Below are 17,112 nucleotides of genomic sequence, written 5' to 3' on the forward strand. Positions count from 1 at the left end.
TGGAACAGCAAATATATGAAAAATGTTATTATCTGTACTAATTTTGTTTATTCCAAAAAACAAGAAAATGGCAAGGGCAATTGTACACATGGATCTGGATACTTTTTTTGTATCCTGTGAAAGGTTAACCAACTCACAATTAAAAGGATTACCTCTAATTATTGGAGGTGGTGATCGTGGCGTTGTTGCCTCTTGTTCTTATGAAGCCCGCAAATTTGGAGTCCGTTCTGCTATGCCCATTCGTATGGCATTAAAACTCTGTCCTGATGCAAAAGTGATGAAAGGCGATATGGAGTTGTATTCGCAATTATCCCATGATGTTACAGAAATTCTTCAGGAAAAAGCACCTGTTTTAGAAAAAGCAAGTATCGATGAATTTTATCTCGACATTACCGGAATGGATAAATTTCACGGCAGTTATAAATGGACTAATGAGCTGGCCCAATCTGTAATGAAAGAAACCGGACTGCCTATTAGTTTTTCATTATCGATTAATAAAACGGTTTCTAAAATTGCAACCGGAGAAGGCAAACCGACAGGGAATCTTGAAATTCAGGAACAGAATGTACAGGACTTTTTAAATCCTTTATCGATTCAGAAAATTCCAATGGTCGGAGCAGTTACTTTTCAGCTTTTGTCCAGAATTGGCGTTCGCAAAATTCAGACGCTGGCCGAAATGCCTGCCGAGGTTTTACAGCAAATGATTGGCAAAAACGGTCTGGAGCTCTGGAAAAAAGCACATGGAATCGACCACACTCCCGTTGAACCTTATACGGAAAGAAAATCAATATCTACCGAAACCACTTTTTCTCAGGATACGATTGACATTGCAAAACTCAAAAGAATACTTTTAGGAATGGTCGAAAAACTGGCTTTCCAGCTTCGCGCCGAACAATGGCTGACCTCAACGATTACAGTCAAAATACGTTACGCTAATTTTGATACCGAGACCAAACAATCTAAAATTGCCTATACCTCAGCAGATCATATTCTGACCAAAAATGTAACCGAATTATTTGATAAGGTCTATCAACGCCGAATGCGGCTTCGCTTAATTGGCATTCGCTTTAGCGGACTCGTACGCGGAACTTATCAAATTGATCTTTTTGAAGATACTCAGGAAATGCTATCACTCTACGCCGCTATGGACCAAATAAAAAACCGTTATGGCTATGATGCTGTAATGCGTTGCGCAGGAGCCCATTTTAAACCCAATACTAAAGACGAAATTTTAAAACGTATCAAATAATGTATCTTAATTGTCATTCCTTCCACTCATTACGATATGGCACAATTCCGCTTAAAGAATTGATTAGCCAGGCTGTTTCTTGTGGGATAAAAGCAATGGCGCTTACAGATATCAATACTATTACCGGAATTTATGATTTTATAAAAGCCTGTCAGGAAAAAGGAATTAAACCCTTAGTGGGAATGGAATTTCGATGCCGTCATCAATTCAGATATATTGGTCTGGCACAAAATGCAGAAGGTTTGGGCGAAATGAACCGCTTCTTAACCCATCATAATTTCAGCGGAGAAGTTTTGCCTTCAATTGCACCTGAATTCAAATCCGTTTTCGTGATTTATACTTTAGAAAATGCTCCGGAAGTTCTTCGCGAAAATGAATTCATCGGGATTCGTCCTGAAGAAGTTTCCAGACTTCTTACATCCGAACACAAAAATAAAATAGATCAGATGGTCGTTTTACAGCCTGTTACTTTTAGGACTAAAACAGAACACAATCTGCATAAAATTCTCCGGGCAATTGATACTAATGTTATTCTATCTAAACTAACTGAATCTGATTATTGTAAAGCTTCTGAAATTCTGCAATCCTTGGAATCTCTTTTGCCTTTTTATGAAAAATATCCTGAAATTATATCCAACACTCAGAAAATTATTGATTCCTGTAATTTTGAATATGATTTTGGAGTTCCGAAAAACAAAAAATTCTATACTAATAGCCGTCAGGAAGATTTAGAAAAACTGACTGATTTGGCTTGGAAAGGATTCAAAAACCGTTATGAAGACGAAAATCAGGAAGCCAAAAAACGCGTCGAAAAAGAACTGAAAGTTATTGATGAATTAGAATTCAGCGGCTATTTCTTAATCACCTGGGACATTATTCAGTACAGCAACAGTCAGGGGTTTATGCATATTGGCCGTGGAAGCGGTGCCAACAGCATTATTGCCTATTGTCTCGGAATCACCGATATCTGCCCTATTGAACTGGATTTATATTTTGAACGTTTTTTAAACCTCAACCGCAAAACTCCTCCCGATTTTGATATTGACTGGAGCTGGCAGGAACGCAATATAATTCTGGAATATATCTTCGGAAAATACGGTAAAGACTATGTGGCTTTTTGCGGTACCAATGTCGAATTTAAATACCGTTCTATTTATAGAGAAGTGGGAAAAGTATTTGGTCTTCCGAAAGAAGAATTGGATATGCTGGCTAAAAATCCCGAAGAACTTCATGAAACCAATAAAATTGTAAAACAGGTTCAGTATTATGGTCAGATGCTCAGCAAATACCCCAATCAACGCAGTATGCACGCCTGTGGTATTTTGATTTCCGAAGAACCCATTACGAATTATACACCATTAGAAATGCCTCCAAAAGGCTTTCCTATCGTGCTTTTCGACATGCACATTGCCGAAGAGATTGGTTTCGAAAAATTCGATATCCTAAGTCAACGAGGTATTGGCCATATTGATGACAGTGTAAAACTCATCGAGAAAAACAGAGGGATAAAAGTCGATATTCGCAATACTTCGATTTCTAAAGACGAAGCTTTATGCAACATTTATCTGGCTCAGGGTCGCACTATTGGCTGTTTTTATATCGAAAGCCCTGCCATGCGTGGTTTACTACGCCGGTTGAATTGCGACAATTATAAAATTTTGGTAGCCGCTTCCTCTATCATTCGCCCTGGTGTAGCGCAATCCGGAATGATGAAAGAATATATTTTTCGCCATAATAACCCCAATCAGTTTCAGTATTTCCATGACGTTTTTAAGGAACAGCTTGGCGAAACTTACGGCATTATGGTCTATCAGGAAGATGTGATCAAAATTGCACAACATTATGGAGGGCTGCCCGCTGCAGATGGTGATATCCTGCGTAGAGCGATGTCCGGAAAAGGAAGATCCCTTGAAGCCTTGCAAAAAGTAAAAGACAACTTTTTTGCCTGCTGTGCTCAAAAAGGACATCCTGAAATACTGAGTCAGGAGATCTACCGCCAAATTGAATCTTTTGCGGGATATTCGTTTTGCAAGGCACATTCGGCTTCTTATGCGGTAGAAAGTTATCAGAGCTTGTTCCTGAAAGTTTATTATCCTGTAGAATTTATGACGGCGGTCATCAACAATCAGGGCGGATTTTACCGAACCGAGGTTTACGTACACGAAGCACGTATGTCTGGCGGAAGCATACACAACCCTTGTGTGAATAAAAGCGAATATCAGACTACTTTATACGGTACAGACATTTATCTTGGCTTTATGCATGTGCAGAGTCTGGAATCCAAAACAGCTCATTTGATCGAATCAGAGCGGGAGAAAAATGGTGATTTTCTTTCATTGGAGGATTTTATCAACAGAATTCCTATTGGGATTGAAAACATGAAAATTCTAATTTTTATAGATGCTTTTCGTTTTACAGGAAAAACCAAAAATCAGCTTTTAGTTGTTGCCAGTTTGCTTTTGAACAATTTCAAACCCGAAAACAGAAATCTGAGGCTGATACAGGAACCGGTAAAAGAATACAAACTCCCAACTTTGGAACGTTCTTTATATGAAGATGCCTTTGATGAGATTGAGCTCCTGAGTTTTCCTGTTTCCTGTACTGTTTTTGATCTTTTGCAAACTAAATACCGAGGTGATATCATGGCCAGAGATTTAACAGCCTGTCATAAAAAACAGGTTCGTATGCTTGCTTATCTGATTTCAAGAAAACAAGTTCCTACCAAAAAAGGAACCATGTATTTTGGCACCTGGATCGATCATGAAGGTACTTATTTTGACACCGCACATTTTCCGGACAGTCTCGCAAACTATCCTTTTCAGGGTGGTGGTTGCTATCTTTTGCTGGGAAATGTCGAAGTCGATTATCATTTTCCAACCATAACCATAACCAAAATGGCCAAAATGCCTTTTATTCCCGATCCTCGTTATATGGATGCTAAAGATCAGTTTAAAACACAGCGCCAGATTAAGGAAGACGTCAGTCCAACACATCGGGAGCCTTATCCGCAGAGACATGAAATTAATTTACCCCGACACCGAATGAAGTTTTAGTTTTCAATCGCAGTCGATACCGTTTTCAGCCAAATAAACAGTCCTTAAAAAAATGCATACTGAGACTGAAAACTAAAAAGAAATAAGTTAGACGTTATACAAATAAGATGAAAAAGCAGGAATATGCCATAGTCGATATTGAAACCACAGGTGGTAACGCCAGTGGCAGCTGCATTACAGAAATTGCCATTGTCATTCACGACGGCAAAAAAGTAATGGAACGCTTTGAGACGCTCGTAAATCCGCAGAAGGAAATACCGCTTCCCATTTTTGCCTTAACGGGTATTAATAATGAAATGGTAGCCAATGCTCCTATTTTTGATGATATTGCCGAAAAAGTAATGGAATTGCTAAACGACCGGATCTTTGTTGCTCATAATGTCAATTTCGATTATTCGTTTGTTCGCCACCAGCTTGAAGCATCCGGATTCAAATGGACAGCCAGAAAGTTATGTACCGTTCGCGCAGCCAGAAAAATCAGACCGGGTTTCGCCTCCTATAGTTTAGGAAAGCTTTGCAATTCGCTCGACATCCCTTTAGAAAACAGGCATCGCGCCGGAGGCGACGCAGAAGCTACTGCTATATTGTTTTCGCGATTACTCGAATGGGACGATGAAGGTCATATCGAACAAATGATCAAAAACACGGCACAGGATCAGCGCTTACCTCCTAACCTTCCTCCGGAAGATTTTAATAATTTACCGGAAAAACCAGGGGTATATTATTTTTATAATGAGGTAAAAAAAGTAATCTACGTGGGAAAAGCGGTTAATATAAAAAAACGTGTTGCTTCTCATTTCAGCGGCCACAATATCAATCCGCAAAGACAACATTTCTTACGGGATATTTATTCCATTTCCTATGAAGTTTGTGGCAACGAGTTGATGGCACTTCTGTTGGAATGTACTGAAATCAAACATCTTTGGCCTACTTACAATAGAGCTTTAAAGCGATTTGAACCAAAATTTGGATTGTATCAATATGAAGCCCGTAATGGATATAAGTATCTGGCTATCGGGAAACTCAATAAATTTCAGTCGTGTATTGAGCACTTCAGTAGTTTACACGAAGCCACAAATATACTGCGGGGTTTAGCAGAACGATTTGAAATTGATTATAGATTTTGCAAATATTCAAAAGCTGAAGAAGGAGAGCTATTTCAAAATAATGATATCACAGATTTGCCGGATACCTTCCTCCACAATGAGCAAGTCGACAATGCTATTGATTTTTTACAAAATAACAGGCCCACTTTTGCCATTATAGAAAAAGGACGAACAGCGCACGAACGCAGTTGCATTTGGATAGAAAACGGTCATTTTTATGGTATGGGATATATTCCGTTAGATGTTGCGATTACGGATCCTTCAGAAGTAAAAAATTATGCAACGCCTTATAAAAGCAATCAATACATTGAACAGTTGATTTTTGCCTATGCAGAGAAGAATCCCCGAAAAGTTTTTTTCAACAAAAATTTGCTGACATCAAGAATATAAAACGAATCTAATTTTAAAAATAGAGCTATAAACTTAACGTATTGACTTATGACACTATTTAGCGATACCGAATTATTTGCCACAGGTTTAAAAGGAAAAAAAATATTTGATTTGCCTGATGCAGAACTTATTTTGATCGACAACTTTTTTACCAAAGAAGAATCCGATCGTTTTTATGAAAAAATACTTCATCAAACGAAATGGAGAGAATATGAAATGGAAATGTATGATAAAATTGTTACAGCTCCCCGAATGATTTCATGGTACGAAGATAAAGATAATGTTGGAGCAGATCCAAATGGTCCTGACTGGACTTATGAATTATTAACGATCAGAGGCCGTGTCGAAAGAGAAACCCAGCTTGAATTTAATAGTCTCCTGCTTAATTTATATCGAAATGGCAATGATGGTGTTTCCTGGCACAGTGACAAAGAACATAACTCCGGCCCAGACCCCATTATTGCTTCGGTCACTTTTGGAGAAACCCGAATGTTCCGATTGCGTCATAAATTCCGGAAAGAAATCCCACAGGTGGAGATTCCGCTCCATCATGGTTCCTTTCTGTTAATGTCAGGAACGACCAATAGTTTTTGGCAACATCAGGTTCCAAAAACGGCACGAGATGTTTTACCAAGAATCAACTTAACCTTTAGAAGAACGAACAGAAAAAGCTGATTTTCTAAAACTTGTACTGAAATATAATAACTGAAAAGGCGTTATTTCTATTCTAAAATAGTGTAGAAAATTCCTCCTCAAAAAGTTAAAATCCTCAGTGTATGAACCTTTTACTAGGAAAACCCTATCTTTTTTACTACTTTTGCAACCTTTTTTTACATATACATTACCACAATGGCTTATTCAAACAATGATTTAATGCGTTTTTTAGATGCACAAAACAAACTTTATCTTACTGCTCTTTCCGAAATCAAAAAAGGAAAAAAGGAGACACACTGGATGTGGTTCATTTTTCCTCAGATAAAAGGATTGGGTAAGAGCGATACAGCAAATTATTACGCCATTAACGATCTAAAAGAAGCAACCGAATTTTTAGAACACCCTATTTTAGGAAAACATCTTATCGAAATTTCTGAACTGTTTTTAACTTTTAAAAGAAAATCAGCCGATGGAATTTTAGGAGATTTAGACGCCCGTAAATTACGTTCGTCTATGACGCTTTTCTCTTTGGTAGAAAATACAAATCCTGTATTTCAGGAAATTTTGGATGCTTTCTTTTCAGGAGAAACAGATCCTCTTACTTTATCTATTATTAATTCAACGATAGAATCTTCTGTTGAAACTGAAATGGTATAATTCCCCTTTTCAATACATTAGATCATTTCAATTAAAAACACTACGTTTTTTGCTTTTTGCAAATGGTAGTGTTTTTTTTTGGCCCACAGATTTTACGGATGAAACGGGTTTGTACCAATTTTTTATTACTGGAAATAAACCATAAAAAAATGCCTTGCTAAAAACAAAGCATTTATATTTTGAAATAAAATCAAAGTAAAAAAAGAAAACCAGCGTTAATCCGCTTGATCCGTAGAACTCGCGGGCAAATTCACACCGCATTTAAACTTAGAACCTTAGTATCTCAGCACCTTAGCACCTCCTTTTAAACTTCTTTCGGTTTATTCAGGTAGTACACTGGTATTCCGGTCAACATAATTAAAACTCCCCATCCACAAGTTGAGAATTTGGTAATTAATAGCGAAATACAGATTGCGCTTGCGATTACAATATACAACATAGGCAAAAACGGATATCCAAAAGCTTTGTAGGGCCTTTCAATATTCGGCATCTTTTTTCTCAAAATAAAAATACCGTAAATCGTTAAAATATAGAAAATCAATACAATGATGATTACAAAATCCAGCAAATCTCCATACTTTCCTGTCAAACACAAAGCCGAAGCCCAGAAACACTGTGCCCACAAAGCCCATCCAGGAACACTGGACTCGTTTAAAACAGCTGCTTTTTTAAAGAAAACACCATCTTTTGCCATCGTATAATACACTCTCGCACCTGCCATAATTAATCCGTTGTTGCAGGCAAAAGTCGAAATCATAATCATTATTGCTATAATCAATGTACCCATATTGCCAAAAATGTAATGTGAAGCCACTACCGCTACTCGGTCTGATTTAGCTGTAGCAATCTCCTCAAACGGAACTACCGCCAAATACATCAAATTGGTTAGCACATAGATAATCGTTACTATAAAAGTTCCTAAAAACAAACTTAGACCAACATTTCGCTTTGGATTTTTTATTTCTCCTGCAATAAAGGTAACTCCATTCCAGGCATCACTGGAAAATAACGACCCCACCATTGCGGCAGAAATTCCGGTAATCAAAGTGGTTCCACTAATAGGCAGCCATGAACCGCTTTCGGCATTATAGCTACGTGTCACCCAGCCATCAGTCCAATTGGCATCCCAGATTGAAGCTTTAGCACCTAAGGTTAGACCAAAAACAATTAATCCCAGTAATGACAAAATTTTGATGATGGTTAAAACGGTTTGCAGAATTTTTCCGTTTTTCACCCCTCTACTATTAATGAACGTTAATACAATAATTGTAAAAATCGAAACCAACTGAGCGGCGTTGAGTTTAAAGAAACCTAATTCATAAAGTATATTTTCATCGCTCAATGGTTCGTACAAATAAGCTGCAAATTTTGAAAAAGCAACTCCTACCGCAGCAATTGTTCCGGTCTGAATTACAGCAAAAAAGCTCCATCCGTACAAAAAGGCAATTAGTTTATTGTAAGCTTCCTTTAAATACACGTATTGTCCTCCTGCTTTTGGAAACATTGCGCTAAGTTCACCATAACTTACTGCGGCTATAACCGTAATCAGTCCGGAGAGCAGCCAAATTAAAGTTAACCATCCTGCCGAACCTACCTGTCTGGCGATATCGGCACTCACAATAAATATTCCTGATCCAATCATAGAACCTACCACAAGCATGGTTCCGTCTAATAATCCAAGTTCTCTTTTAAAATGTTCCTGGTCGTTTTCTTGCATAATTTTAGTTTTTCGGTTGGTTAAAGATATACTTTTTTCTGAAATTTAAGATTTCAATTTTTAAATCCCAAAATTGAAATTCCAAATTCCAAAAGTCTAAAGTAAATTGAACGTGTCCTTCCCGGGCAAGCTTCCGACTCTATCTTTTATTCTGTTTCTCTTTGCTAAAGGAGACCACTTCTCTACTTTACACCAACATTGTTTTATCAGACCTTTTTAAATAATAATTGCGTTTACGGATTTCCATAAAATAATACTTTTTTACCTTTTTACATTTGACATACTAAAAGAATATTAATCTAACCTGATACAAATGAAAATTAAGACTTTCTTTCTATTTATAACCTTAAGCTCTTTTTTAATTATTACCAATTATCCAGAGATTGTATAACCAATATAAGATTCTAATAGTGACAATATATAAGAAGTTCTATTGAACCAAGCCCATTTTAAATAAAAGCGATTACTATTCATAAAACATCTAAAGCAAATCAAATTATGCCACTTATTAACTGTCCTGAATGTAATACAAAAGTATCGGATCAAGCTAACAAATGTCCGCAATGTGCTTATCCTATAAAATCAAATAGCGCAATAAATGTTAAAAATGATGAAGGCAGCTTTCTTCAAACATTAAACTTCGGATGTATGTTTATTGTTGTCACAATCGGAGTTATTTTCTTATTCGTATTTCTAATGAGTATATTCTTTTAACCTTAGAAAAGAAATTACTTAACTTAATAATCTACTTTAATCAAATAACCATGAAAAAAGTCTCACTAATCTTATTATTATTTATCTTTAATTCTTGTGCTAGCAATTATTATTTTGTCAACATCGATGAAGATACTCCGATTTTCACTTCAGAAAATGGGAAAGAATCTGTTACTATAATTCCAAAAGGATCTGGCGCATACATTAATAGAAGTGATAAAAAAGCAAGAAAAATAAAGTGGGAAAAATTTAAAGGATGGGCTATAAATCCTGCATATAGCAATTCAAGTTTCTCTAGTAATTCAGACAATAACAATTACTCGGGCAGTAGTTACACTAAATCCCCAATAAGAACTTCATCGGGAGGGTCCGTTCATGTAAAAGGTTACACAAGAAAAAATGGAACTTATGTTGCTCCACATACGCGAAGTGCTCCAAGAAGAAGGTAAATCGACTCATTTCTTGAAATTGCCTAAATCAAAAAGGGAAAATAAAAGCAACAACTTCTAAACAATTACAAGAGTAATTCTATATTTTAGTACTAATTAAAGTTCAATATTGCAGAACAACAAACTATAAAAATGGAATCAAAATATCTATATGGAGCAAATGTCTAAAGAAGAGATAATAATCAACAAGATTGCCCAAGATAAAATAGACTTTAATATTGGGGTACAGCTTTTATTAGAAGATGCTGAATATAATTTCGAAAGACTTTTTACCACTTTAAAAAATTATATCTTCAACTCTATTCCCGAAAAAACCCATTATGATACCGAAACTTATCAGCATGCGCTTCAAACCATTCCATTAAAATCAACCTATACCCCTATTGTACTTTTAAAAAGTTACCCAACCCGAATTGCTTTTTACAAACTAGCGGAGCTTCCTGAAAACGAGAACACAAAAGTTCTAAGCTCACTACTTTGGATTTTTAAAGTAACAGACACTGAACGAAGAAATACAGAGTGTAAAAATGGCTGTGGGCACTTTTGGCATGAATAAGAATAAAATATACATACCATTCTATCTGTAAATACCTAGAAACTACAACTCAGCCAAAAGTTGTAGTTTTTTTATACCTCACAAGAAGAACTTCTTTTTAATTTATCAAAGAATTGTTAAACAAAAACTTTTCTGTTTAACTCTTTTCAGTTTGTTCTTATGTATTAAATTTTAAAATTGTTTTCCTTTTCTTAGTCTTACTAATTTAAAACAAGAGCCTTCACAGAATACATTTTATTTATTTACAACAAAATTGGAACAAAAAATAATTATCTCGTAAGAAAAAAAACACTAATTCTAAAATTCTGTTCTTTTTTTACTAAATTTATGCATGCATAAAACAATTTTGAAAAATCAATCTTTTATTAACAATTGTTTATTTTAAAACCGTCAAAAGACAACACTCTCAGTAACCTGATTTTTTTTAAAGGACTCCTTCAACAATAAGCGCTCTTAACAGAAAAAGCAGTATTAACCTCCAAATCTGAAAACTATGTCTAAGAGTCCGTTTTTTAAAAATATACGCTTCCCGAATGTTTTCATTCTATTGATAATTGTATTTATTTCCTGCGCTTTACTTATCTGTATCAACTTTTTTACCATAAAAATACTCTCCGCAAACAGGGCTTATGTTCATGGTGAATCACATTATTCAAAAGGACAAAAGGATGCTGCACGATATCTCATTATGTACCTTTTCACTAAAGACACAAACCAATGGAAGCTCTTTTCTCAGGAATTAAAAGTCCCTCAGGGTGATGGTATTGCCAGGAGATCGCTTTTGAAATATGGAGACAACGAAATTGCCCGAAGAGGGTTTCTAACAGGACGAAATCATAAAGATGACCTGGATGACATTGTCTGGCTGTTTGTAAACTTTAAAGATGTATCTTTTTTGGCAAAAGCGATTCACGAATGGGGTCAGGGTGATGAATTAATCGCTAAATTATCCAGGTTGGGTCAGCAAGTCGATGCCCAGATCAAACAAAATCTGCTGACTCCGAACAGTCAGCAAAAATTTCTTAATGAAATTAGTACTATCAGCGATAAACTCACTATTAACGAACGCAACTTCCTGAATACTCTGGGAGAAGGAACACGAAAAATCAAAAGCCTTCTCATCATCACCAATATTATTTTTATTCTGATCATCGTAATAAGCGTATGCACCTATTATTCAATTATGGTAAAACGTTTAGTTATCTCCAAAAAAGAAATTGAAGAAAAAAATGAAAATCTAATCCATGTAAATCATGAACTGGACCGATTTGTTTATAGCGCATCACACGATTTAAGGTCACCTATAACATCTCTAAAAGGATTGATCGAAATTACTCAACTAGAAGATGATATTGAACAAGTCAGAGACTATTTAACACTCATGCACAAAAGCCTTGTCAGACAAGATCAGTTCATCGTTGATATTATAGATTATTCCAAAAACAAACGAAAACAAGTTATTATAGAACCTGTCAGTTTAAAAGAATTATTAGACGAATCTATTTCACAGTTGATGCATATTGAAAATGCCAATAAAATAAAATTTACAAAAGAACTATTAATCGATACCATTCAAAGCGATGACTTGCGTTTGAGAATCATTATCTCGAATTTGCTCTCGAATGCTATAAAATATGCCGACATTAATAAGGAGGAAATGTTTATTTCGATTAAAACTTATACGGAAGAGGGTTACAACAAAATTGAAATAACAGATAACGGTATTGGAATTAAAGATGAATTTAAAAACAATATTTTTGAAATGTATTTTGGTACGAACAAAAACAAAGGTTCGGGATTGGGTCTTTACATTGTAAAGGAAGCTGTAGAAAACATCAAAGGAAGTATTTCTGTTTTCTCTGAAAACACTATCGGAAGTAAATTTATTGTAGCAATTCCAAATTATCATGGAAATTAAGCCCATATTCCTGGTTATCGAAGACAATTTGATTGATCAGCTTGTCATCAAACAACTACTGACAAAAGTCCTTGATATCGATCAGATCATCATTGCGAATAATGGCAGAGAAGGAATTCAGTGGCTTGTTACTAAAAACAATGACCACCCGCTTATCATTTTACTGGATATTCAAATGCCAATAATGAATGGTTTTGAATTCTTAGAGGAATTTCATAAATTAAAAAAAGGAATAAAAAAAGGAATTCAAATTTACATACTTTCATCGACTTTAGATCCTGACGAAATTGCTGCAATTACAGCAAATAAGTATGTAAGTGCTTTTTTAAACAAGCCGTTTCCAATAGATGAATTTAAAACAATACTGCTTAACTATTAAAAACTATTGAAGAACACGGTTTACCTGAGAAAAACTTCTTTGGTAATAAGGTTCTTTTGTGGACGAAATCATTACCCCACCGTGTGTAGAAGAATGCACAAACTTAATCTCTCCTTCGGTCACTTCGACAACCATTCCAACATGATTGATACGGCGTCTTCCGTTAGTTTTAAAGAAAATTAAATCTCCTTTTTGTGCGGCATCAGTGTCAACTCTAACTCCAATTCTGGATTGTTCGATCGAACTTCTAGGCAGTTTTATGTCAAAATTATTAAAGGTACAAATCATTAATCCTGAGCAGTCAAAACCAGCTTTTGTGGTTCCACCGGACCGGTAACGCGTCCCGATATTTTCCGTTGCGTTTACAATCAATTGCTCAATAAGTTCCGAATTATTGTTTATCCCTCTAACAAATGTGGAATCTTTTTTCACAACAGTTTCCTCAGCAATTTGTATAGATGGTGTCGATGTCGTGGTTTCGATAGGTTTTACTTCTTGTAAGGCTGCTGCTTTTTCCGGAGAAACATTAATCTTAAGCAGATACCCCACTTTTAACCTCTTTTTAATTGCAGGATTTTGTTTTTCCAATTCTTTAACGGTTATCCCAAACTCCTTTGCTATCGCATATTTCGTTTCTTTTGACAAAACTTCTCTGGTTACCTCAACCATTGCAGGTTCCTGAACATTTTCGATTACAGGTACAACTGCTACAGCTGTTGTAGCTGTTGTAGCTGTATTAGACGGAATATTAATTTGCTGTCCGATTTTTAAACCTTCACTTTCCAGAAGCGGATTGGCTTTCTTTAAGTCATCAACTGAAACATTGTATTTTTTGGAAATTCCCCAAAGCGTTTCTTTGGCAGCAACTTCATGGGAGCCTGGAGTAGTTTCCGGAGTAGCATTAGCTATAATTTCTTCAGGCTTTTTGGCTGCTGTTTTAGCAACTGTTTTATTGCGATTTGGAATTAACAGAACCGAATTTAACTTTAGAACTTTGGGTGCATTAGGATTTGCTGTTGCAATATCTTTTGGTTTTACTCCGTACTTTTTAGCAATTACAGTAAGATTTTCTCCTTGTGAGATTTTATGCTTAATAAACTTTTCTTGTGAGAAAGCACCAACACTGAAAAAAAACAAAATTGCTATTAACCTGAAAACCATTATCTGTTACATTTACATCTATTATTATACGCTCTGAATGCCATTACTTTTCTGAATTATAGGCTCAAAAAAAGTAATTGTTTTACCCGAAAAGCGAATTTAACTTTTTAAAGTAAAAAAAGCATCTTTTTTAACAATTTATTTTATTGAAATTAACAAACTCGGCATAAAAATTGATTCAACCGTTTGAAAGAATACTCTTTATAAAAGAGATTTTTCTGATCCTAAAAAAACCAATTTTAGCAGATAATCGCGTGAAAAAACTACTTTTACTTTTCTTTATATTTCCTTTATTTTCAACAGCTCAGAATATAAATGGCTCTATAGTTTCTCAGGAAACCAAACTTCCGCTTGAAAATACTAATGTATTTGCCCTATCAAGCAAAGTGGGAACCATAACAGATGAAGAGGGTAAATTCTCTTTAAAACTTCTTTCAAAATTTAAAGATGACGAAATAGTAGAATTCTCACATATAGGTTATGTTACCGCACAATTCTCTCTAAGTTACCTGAGAAAGCAAAACTTTAAAATTTTTCTCGAAGATGAAGTTCAAAATTTATCGGGTGTAACTATTAAAGCCAATCCCAAATTGAATTTAAAACTTCCTTACAGCAAATTAACTTCAATGAAACATAGTGTTTATTCTTTTGGATCTTTTTTGAAGGACGATAAAATTTACATGATTGGCGGCGATGCTTCTTATGAGATGGACCGACTGGAATTAATACGATCTAAAAGAGCCGATTTTACTTTAACAACTTATCTGGAAGCGTCCCAACAAAACTCTGTTCTCTCTTATTTTAGAAGGGATTTTTCTATTTATGACATCAAAACCAATACCTGGGAATACCCTGAATTAGAATCAAAATTAAAGAAAAGAGCCCATCATAACATTCATTATTACGACAATTCGATTTATGTTTTAGGAGGCAAATCCGTTAAGGTCAATCAAAAAAGCAATTGGGAATACCTTCAAAATGAAAACGAAGTTCTGGACTTAAACAATCGAACGATTAAAGTTGACTATACGAATCCGCACCAAGCAGCTGATTTTGCATCCTTTACCTACAAGGATAATATTATTGTAATGGGAGGTTCTGTAAAAATGACCGAAAACGGTAAAAAAGATTTCACCAACAAGGTACATTTGTACAACATTACTTCAGGATATTGGTATGAACTTGATCCTATGCCAACAGCAAAAGAAACATCAGGAATTGTAATAGACAATACTATTTATCTTATTGGTGGAGATGACGGAAAACCCGTATCAAAAATAGAAACCTTTGACTTAAATACCCAGGCATGGCAAACAGAAGGCGATTTATTTTTTGGACTGGAAAAACCAGCCATAGCCTATCACGACAACATAATTTACATTTATGAAGACCGCATAATGTATGCTTACGATCTAAAAACAAAACAACTTAAAGAATACGAAACAGAGTTAGCCTTAAAGTATTCTACTATGTATTTTGCCGATAATAAACTGTATATTTTAGGAGGACGCACTGAAAGTAAATACGAGAAAGCTCCTTCCTCCAATATTTTTACAATTGACATTAAAGATTTCAAAAATACTAAACCTACCCGAACCAAAACTTTAAAGAGAGAAATGAATCTGGCCAAAGCCAATTAAATAACTTTTCAGTACTCGAAACTAATTTACTTTATACCAACCAAAAAACAATCTTAATCTGAACAGCGTGAAAAAATTACTTTTACTTTTTATTTTTTGCCCCTTATTAGTCATCGCCCAAAATATAAAAGGCGTAGTCGTTTCTCAAAAAAGCAGCCTTCCGCTTGAAGACACCAATATATTGGCACTATCAAGTAAGACAAGGACCATAACGGATGAAAACGGTAAATTTTCTTTAAAACTTCTTCCTGAATTTAAAAATGAAGAGACGATAGAGTTCTCCCATTTGGGGTACAAAACAATAAGAATATCGCTGAGCTATTTAACAAAGCAAAACTTTACCGCTGTACTCGAAGAAAACGTCGAAAATTTATCCGGAGTAACGATCGCCACCAATTCAAAATTAAAAACTAAGATTTCATTCAACAGCTTAGCACCTTTAAAATATCCTATTTTTTCGTTTGGATCATTTTTAAAAGACGACAAAATTTATGTTAGCGGCGGAGATGCTTATTCCGAAATAGATCAGCTGGCAAAAGTACGGGCCAAAAAAGCCGACCCAAACTTTCAGGATTTTCTGGATGAAGCTCAAAATACAGGAAAACGCCATTATAAAAAACACCTTTCCATTTATGACATAAAGAATGACACCTGGGAAGTTCAGGATATAAAACTGCTGCCCAGAGCTTATCATAACATTCATTTCTACAACAATCTGATTTATGTTTTGGGCGGAAAAAAAATATTAGTTAACAAGATCAGCAGTTGGGAATACTTGCAAGATAAGATTGAAGTTGTAGATCTTGACAAAAAAAGTATTAAAACAGATAAAACAAATCCGCATCAGGCTGCTGATTTTGCTTCCTTTAGTTATAACGACAATATCATTGTAGCCGGAGGATCGGTAAAGAGGGATGAAAACGATAAAAAAGATTTTACTGATAAAATGCATTTGTACAATATTACATCAGGGTACTGGTACGAACTTCCCAGTATGCTAACCGCTAAAGAAACTGCCGGAATATTGATTGACAACAAAATTTATTTCATTGGCGGAAACAATGGAAAACCTTTGTCGCAAATCGAAACTTTTGATTTGACAACAGAAAAATGGGGATTTCCCGGCGAATTATTCACTCCTTTAGAAAGGCCTGCTATTGCCTACAACAACAATATAATTTACTTTTTTGAGGATCGAAAAATATACACTTATGAATTAAAAACAAAACAGTTAAAGGAATTTGAAATTGAGCTGGAGTCAAAACGTGCTGCAATGTATTACTACGACAATAAATTATACATTATTGGAGGACGTATCGACAATAGTTATTCACAAGTACCATCGCCTAAAGTATACAGCGTCGACATCAATGAGTTTGAAACCACAAAACCGAATAAAACGAAGATCTTATCGCAAGAAGTGAGTGCTGCTAAACCTATTGAGTAAGCACAAAAGCTTGCTTATTTCA

The 17,112-nt window shown here is 35.3% G+C and carries 13 protein-coding genes; 11 read left to right on the forward strand and 2 right to left on the reverse strand.

Features of this window, described 5'->3' with window-relative positions:
• The first annotated feature begins 67 nt into the window (after positions 1–67).
• From dinB to BHE19_RS00095, 5 genes are all read left to right on the forward strand, one after another.
• On the forward strand, positions 68–1,249 hold the full coding sequence (gene dinB / locus BHE19_RS00075) for a DNA polymerase IV (RefSeq protein ID WP_089059939.1): 1,182 nt from the start codon (positions 68–70) through the stop codon (positions 1,247–1,249).
• Positions 1,249–4,302: a DNA polymerase III subunit alpha gene (locus BHE19_RS00080; protein ID WP_070905477.1), complete on the forward strand. Its 3,054-nt coding sequence runs from the start codon at positions 1,249–1,251 to the stop codon at positions 4,300–4,302. Before dinB ends, BHE19_RS00080 begins: the two co-directional genes overlap by 1 nt.
• Before the next feature lie 107 nt (positions 4,303–4,409).
• Positions 4,410–5,798, forward strand: a complete 1,389-nt coding sequence (locus tag BHE19_RS00085; RefSeq protein WP_070905478.1) for an exonuclease domain-containing protein — start codon at positions 4,410–4,412, stop codon at positions 5,796–5,798.
• 48 nt (positions 5,799–5,846) lie between these two features.
• Positions 5,847–6,473: an alpha-ketoglutarate-dependent dioxygenase AlkB family protein gene (locus tag BHE19_RS00090; RefSeq protein ID WP_017496748.1), complete on the forward strand. Its 627-nt coding sequence runs from the start codon at positions 5,847–5,849 to the stop codon at positions 6,471–6,473.
• Between the two features lie 174 nt (positions 6,474–6,647).
• A complete protein-coding gene (locus BHE19_RS00095) occupies positions 6,648–7,109 on the forward strand; it encodes a DUF1810 domain-containing protein (RefSeq protein WP_070905479.1) in 462 nt (153 codons plus the stop codon).
• 304 nt (positions 7,110–7,413) lie between these two features.
• Here BHE19_RS00095 and BHE19_RS00105 read toward each other — a convergent pair whose 3' ends face one another.
• A complete protein-coding gene (locus BHE19_RS00105; RefSeq protein ID WP_070905481.1) occupies positions 7,414–8,826 on the reverse strand; it encodes an APC family permease in 1,413 nt (470 codons plus the stop codon).
• Positions 8,827–9,590: 764 nt separating this feature from the next.
• On the opposite strand from BHE19_RS00105, the gene BHE19_RS00110 reads away from it, so the two are divergent.
• From BHE19_RS00110 to BHE19_RS00125, 4 genes are all read left to right on the forward strand, one after another.
• Positions 9,591–9,989, forward strand: coding sequence for a hypothetical protein (locus tag BHE19_RS00110; RefSeq protein WP_070905482.1), 399 nt, complete (start codon positions 9,591–9,593; stop codon positions 9,987–9,989).
• A gap of 151 nt (positions 9,990–10,140) precedes the next feature.
• On the forward strand, positions 10,141–10,545 hold the full coding sequence (locus tag BHE19_RS00115) for a DUF5958 family protein (protein WP_070905483.1): 405 nt from the start codon (positions 10,141–10,143) through the stop codon (positions 10,543–10,545).
• Between the two features lie 493 nt (positions 10,546–11,038).
• Complete coding sequence (locus BHE19_RS00120) at positions 11,039–12,463, forward strand: sensor histidine kinase (protein ID WP_070905484.1); 1,425 nt, start codon at positions 11,039–11,041, stop codon at positions 12,461–12,463.
• Positions 12,453–12,842, forward strand: a complete 390-nt coding sequence (locus tag BHE19_RS00125; RefSeq protein ID WP_017496742.1) for a response regulator — start codon at positions 12,453–12,455, stop codon at positions 12,840–12,842. Before BHE19_RS00120 ends, BHE19_RS00125 begins: the two co-directional genes overlap by 11 nt.
• Positions 12,843–12,845: 3 nt before the next feature.
• On the opposite strand, the gene BHE19_RS00130 is transcribed toward BHE19_RS00125, so the two are convergent.
• Positions 12,846–14,003, reverse strand: coding sequence for a C40 family peptidase (locus tag BHE19_RS00130; protein WP_070905485.1), 1,158 nt, complete (start codon positions 14,001–14,003; stop codon positions 12,846–12,848).
• Between the two features lie 254 nt (positions 14,004–14,257).
• On the opposite strand from BHE19_RS00130, the gene BHE19_RS00135 reads away from it, so the two are divergent.
• Entirely contained in the window at positions 14,258–15,643 is a 1,386-nt protein-coding gene (locus tag BHE19_RS00135) for a Kelch repeat-containing protein (RefSeq protein WP_070905537.1), read from the forward strand.
• A 67-nt stretch (positions 15,644–15,710) separates the two neighbouring features.
• Positions 15,711–17,090 (forward strand): Kelch repeat-containing protein, encoded by a 1,380-nt coding sequence (locus tag BHE19_RS00140; protein ID WP_070905486.1) that lies wholly within the window; start codon positions 15,711–15,713, stop codon positions 17,088–17,090.
• Positions 17,091–17,112 lie beyond the last annotated feature (22 nt).

This window comes from Flavobacterium tructae (genome assembly GCF_001853485.1).
GTDB lineage: Bacteria > Bacteroidota > Bacteroidia > Flavobacteriales > Flavobacteriaceae > Flavobacterium > Flavobacterium tructae.

Coding starts and splice junctions, on each gene's coding strand:
- BHE19_RS00110 (WP_070905482.1), top strand. CDS start 9,591: ATGAAAAAAGTCTCACTAATCTTATTATTATTTATCTTTAATTCTTGT.
- dinB (WP_089059939.1), top strand. CDS start 68: ATGGCAAGGGCAATTGTACACATGGATCTGGATACTTTTTTTGTATCC.
- BHE19_RS00115 (WP_070905483.1), top strand. CDS start 10,141: ATGGAGCAAATGTCTAAAGAAGAGATAATAATCAACAAGATTGCCCAA.
- BHE19_RS00125 (WP_017496742.1), top strand. CDS start 12,453: ATGGAAATTAAGCCCATATTCCTGGTTATCGAAGACAATTTGATTGAT.
- BHE19_RS00105 (WP_070905481.1), bottom strand. CDS start 8,826: ATGCAAGAAAACGACCAGGAACATTTTAAAAGAGAACTTGGATTATTA.
- BHE19_RS00120 (WP_070905484.1), top strand. CDS start 11,039: ATGTCTAAGAGTCCGTTTTTTAAAAATATACGCTTCCCGAATGTTTTC.
- BHE19_RS00085 (WP_070905478.1), top strand. CDS start 4,410: ATGAAAAAGCAGGAATATGCCATAGTCGATATTGAAACCACAGGTGGT.
- BHE19_RS00130 (WP_070905485.1), bottom strand. CDS start 14,003: ATGGTTTTCAGGTTAATAGCAATTTTGTTTTTTTTCAGTGTTGGTGCT.
- BHE19_RS00095 (WP_070905479.1), top strand. CDS start 6,648: ATGGCTTATTCAAACAATGATTTAATGCGTTTTTTAGATGCACAAAAC.
- BHE19_RS00080 (WP_070905477.1), top strand. CDS start 1,249: ATGTATCTTAATTGTCATTCCTTCCACTCATTACGATATGGCACAATT.
- BHE19_RS00090 (WP_017496748.1), top strand. CDS start 5,847: ATGACACTATTTAGCGATACCGAATTATTTGCCACAGGTTTAAAAGGA.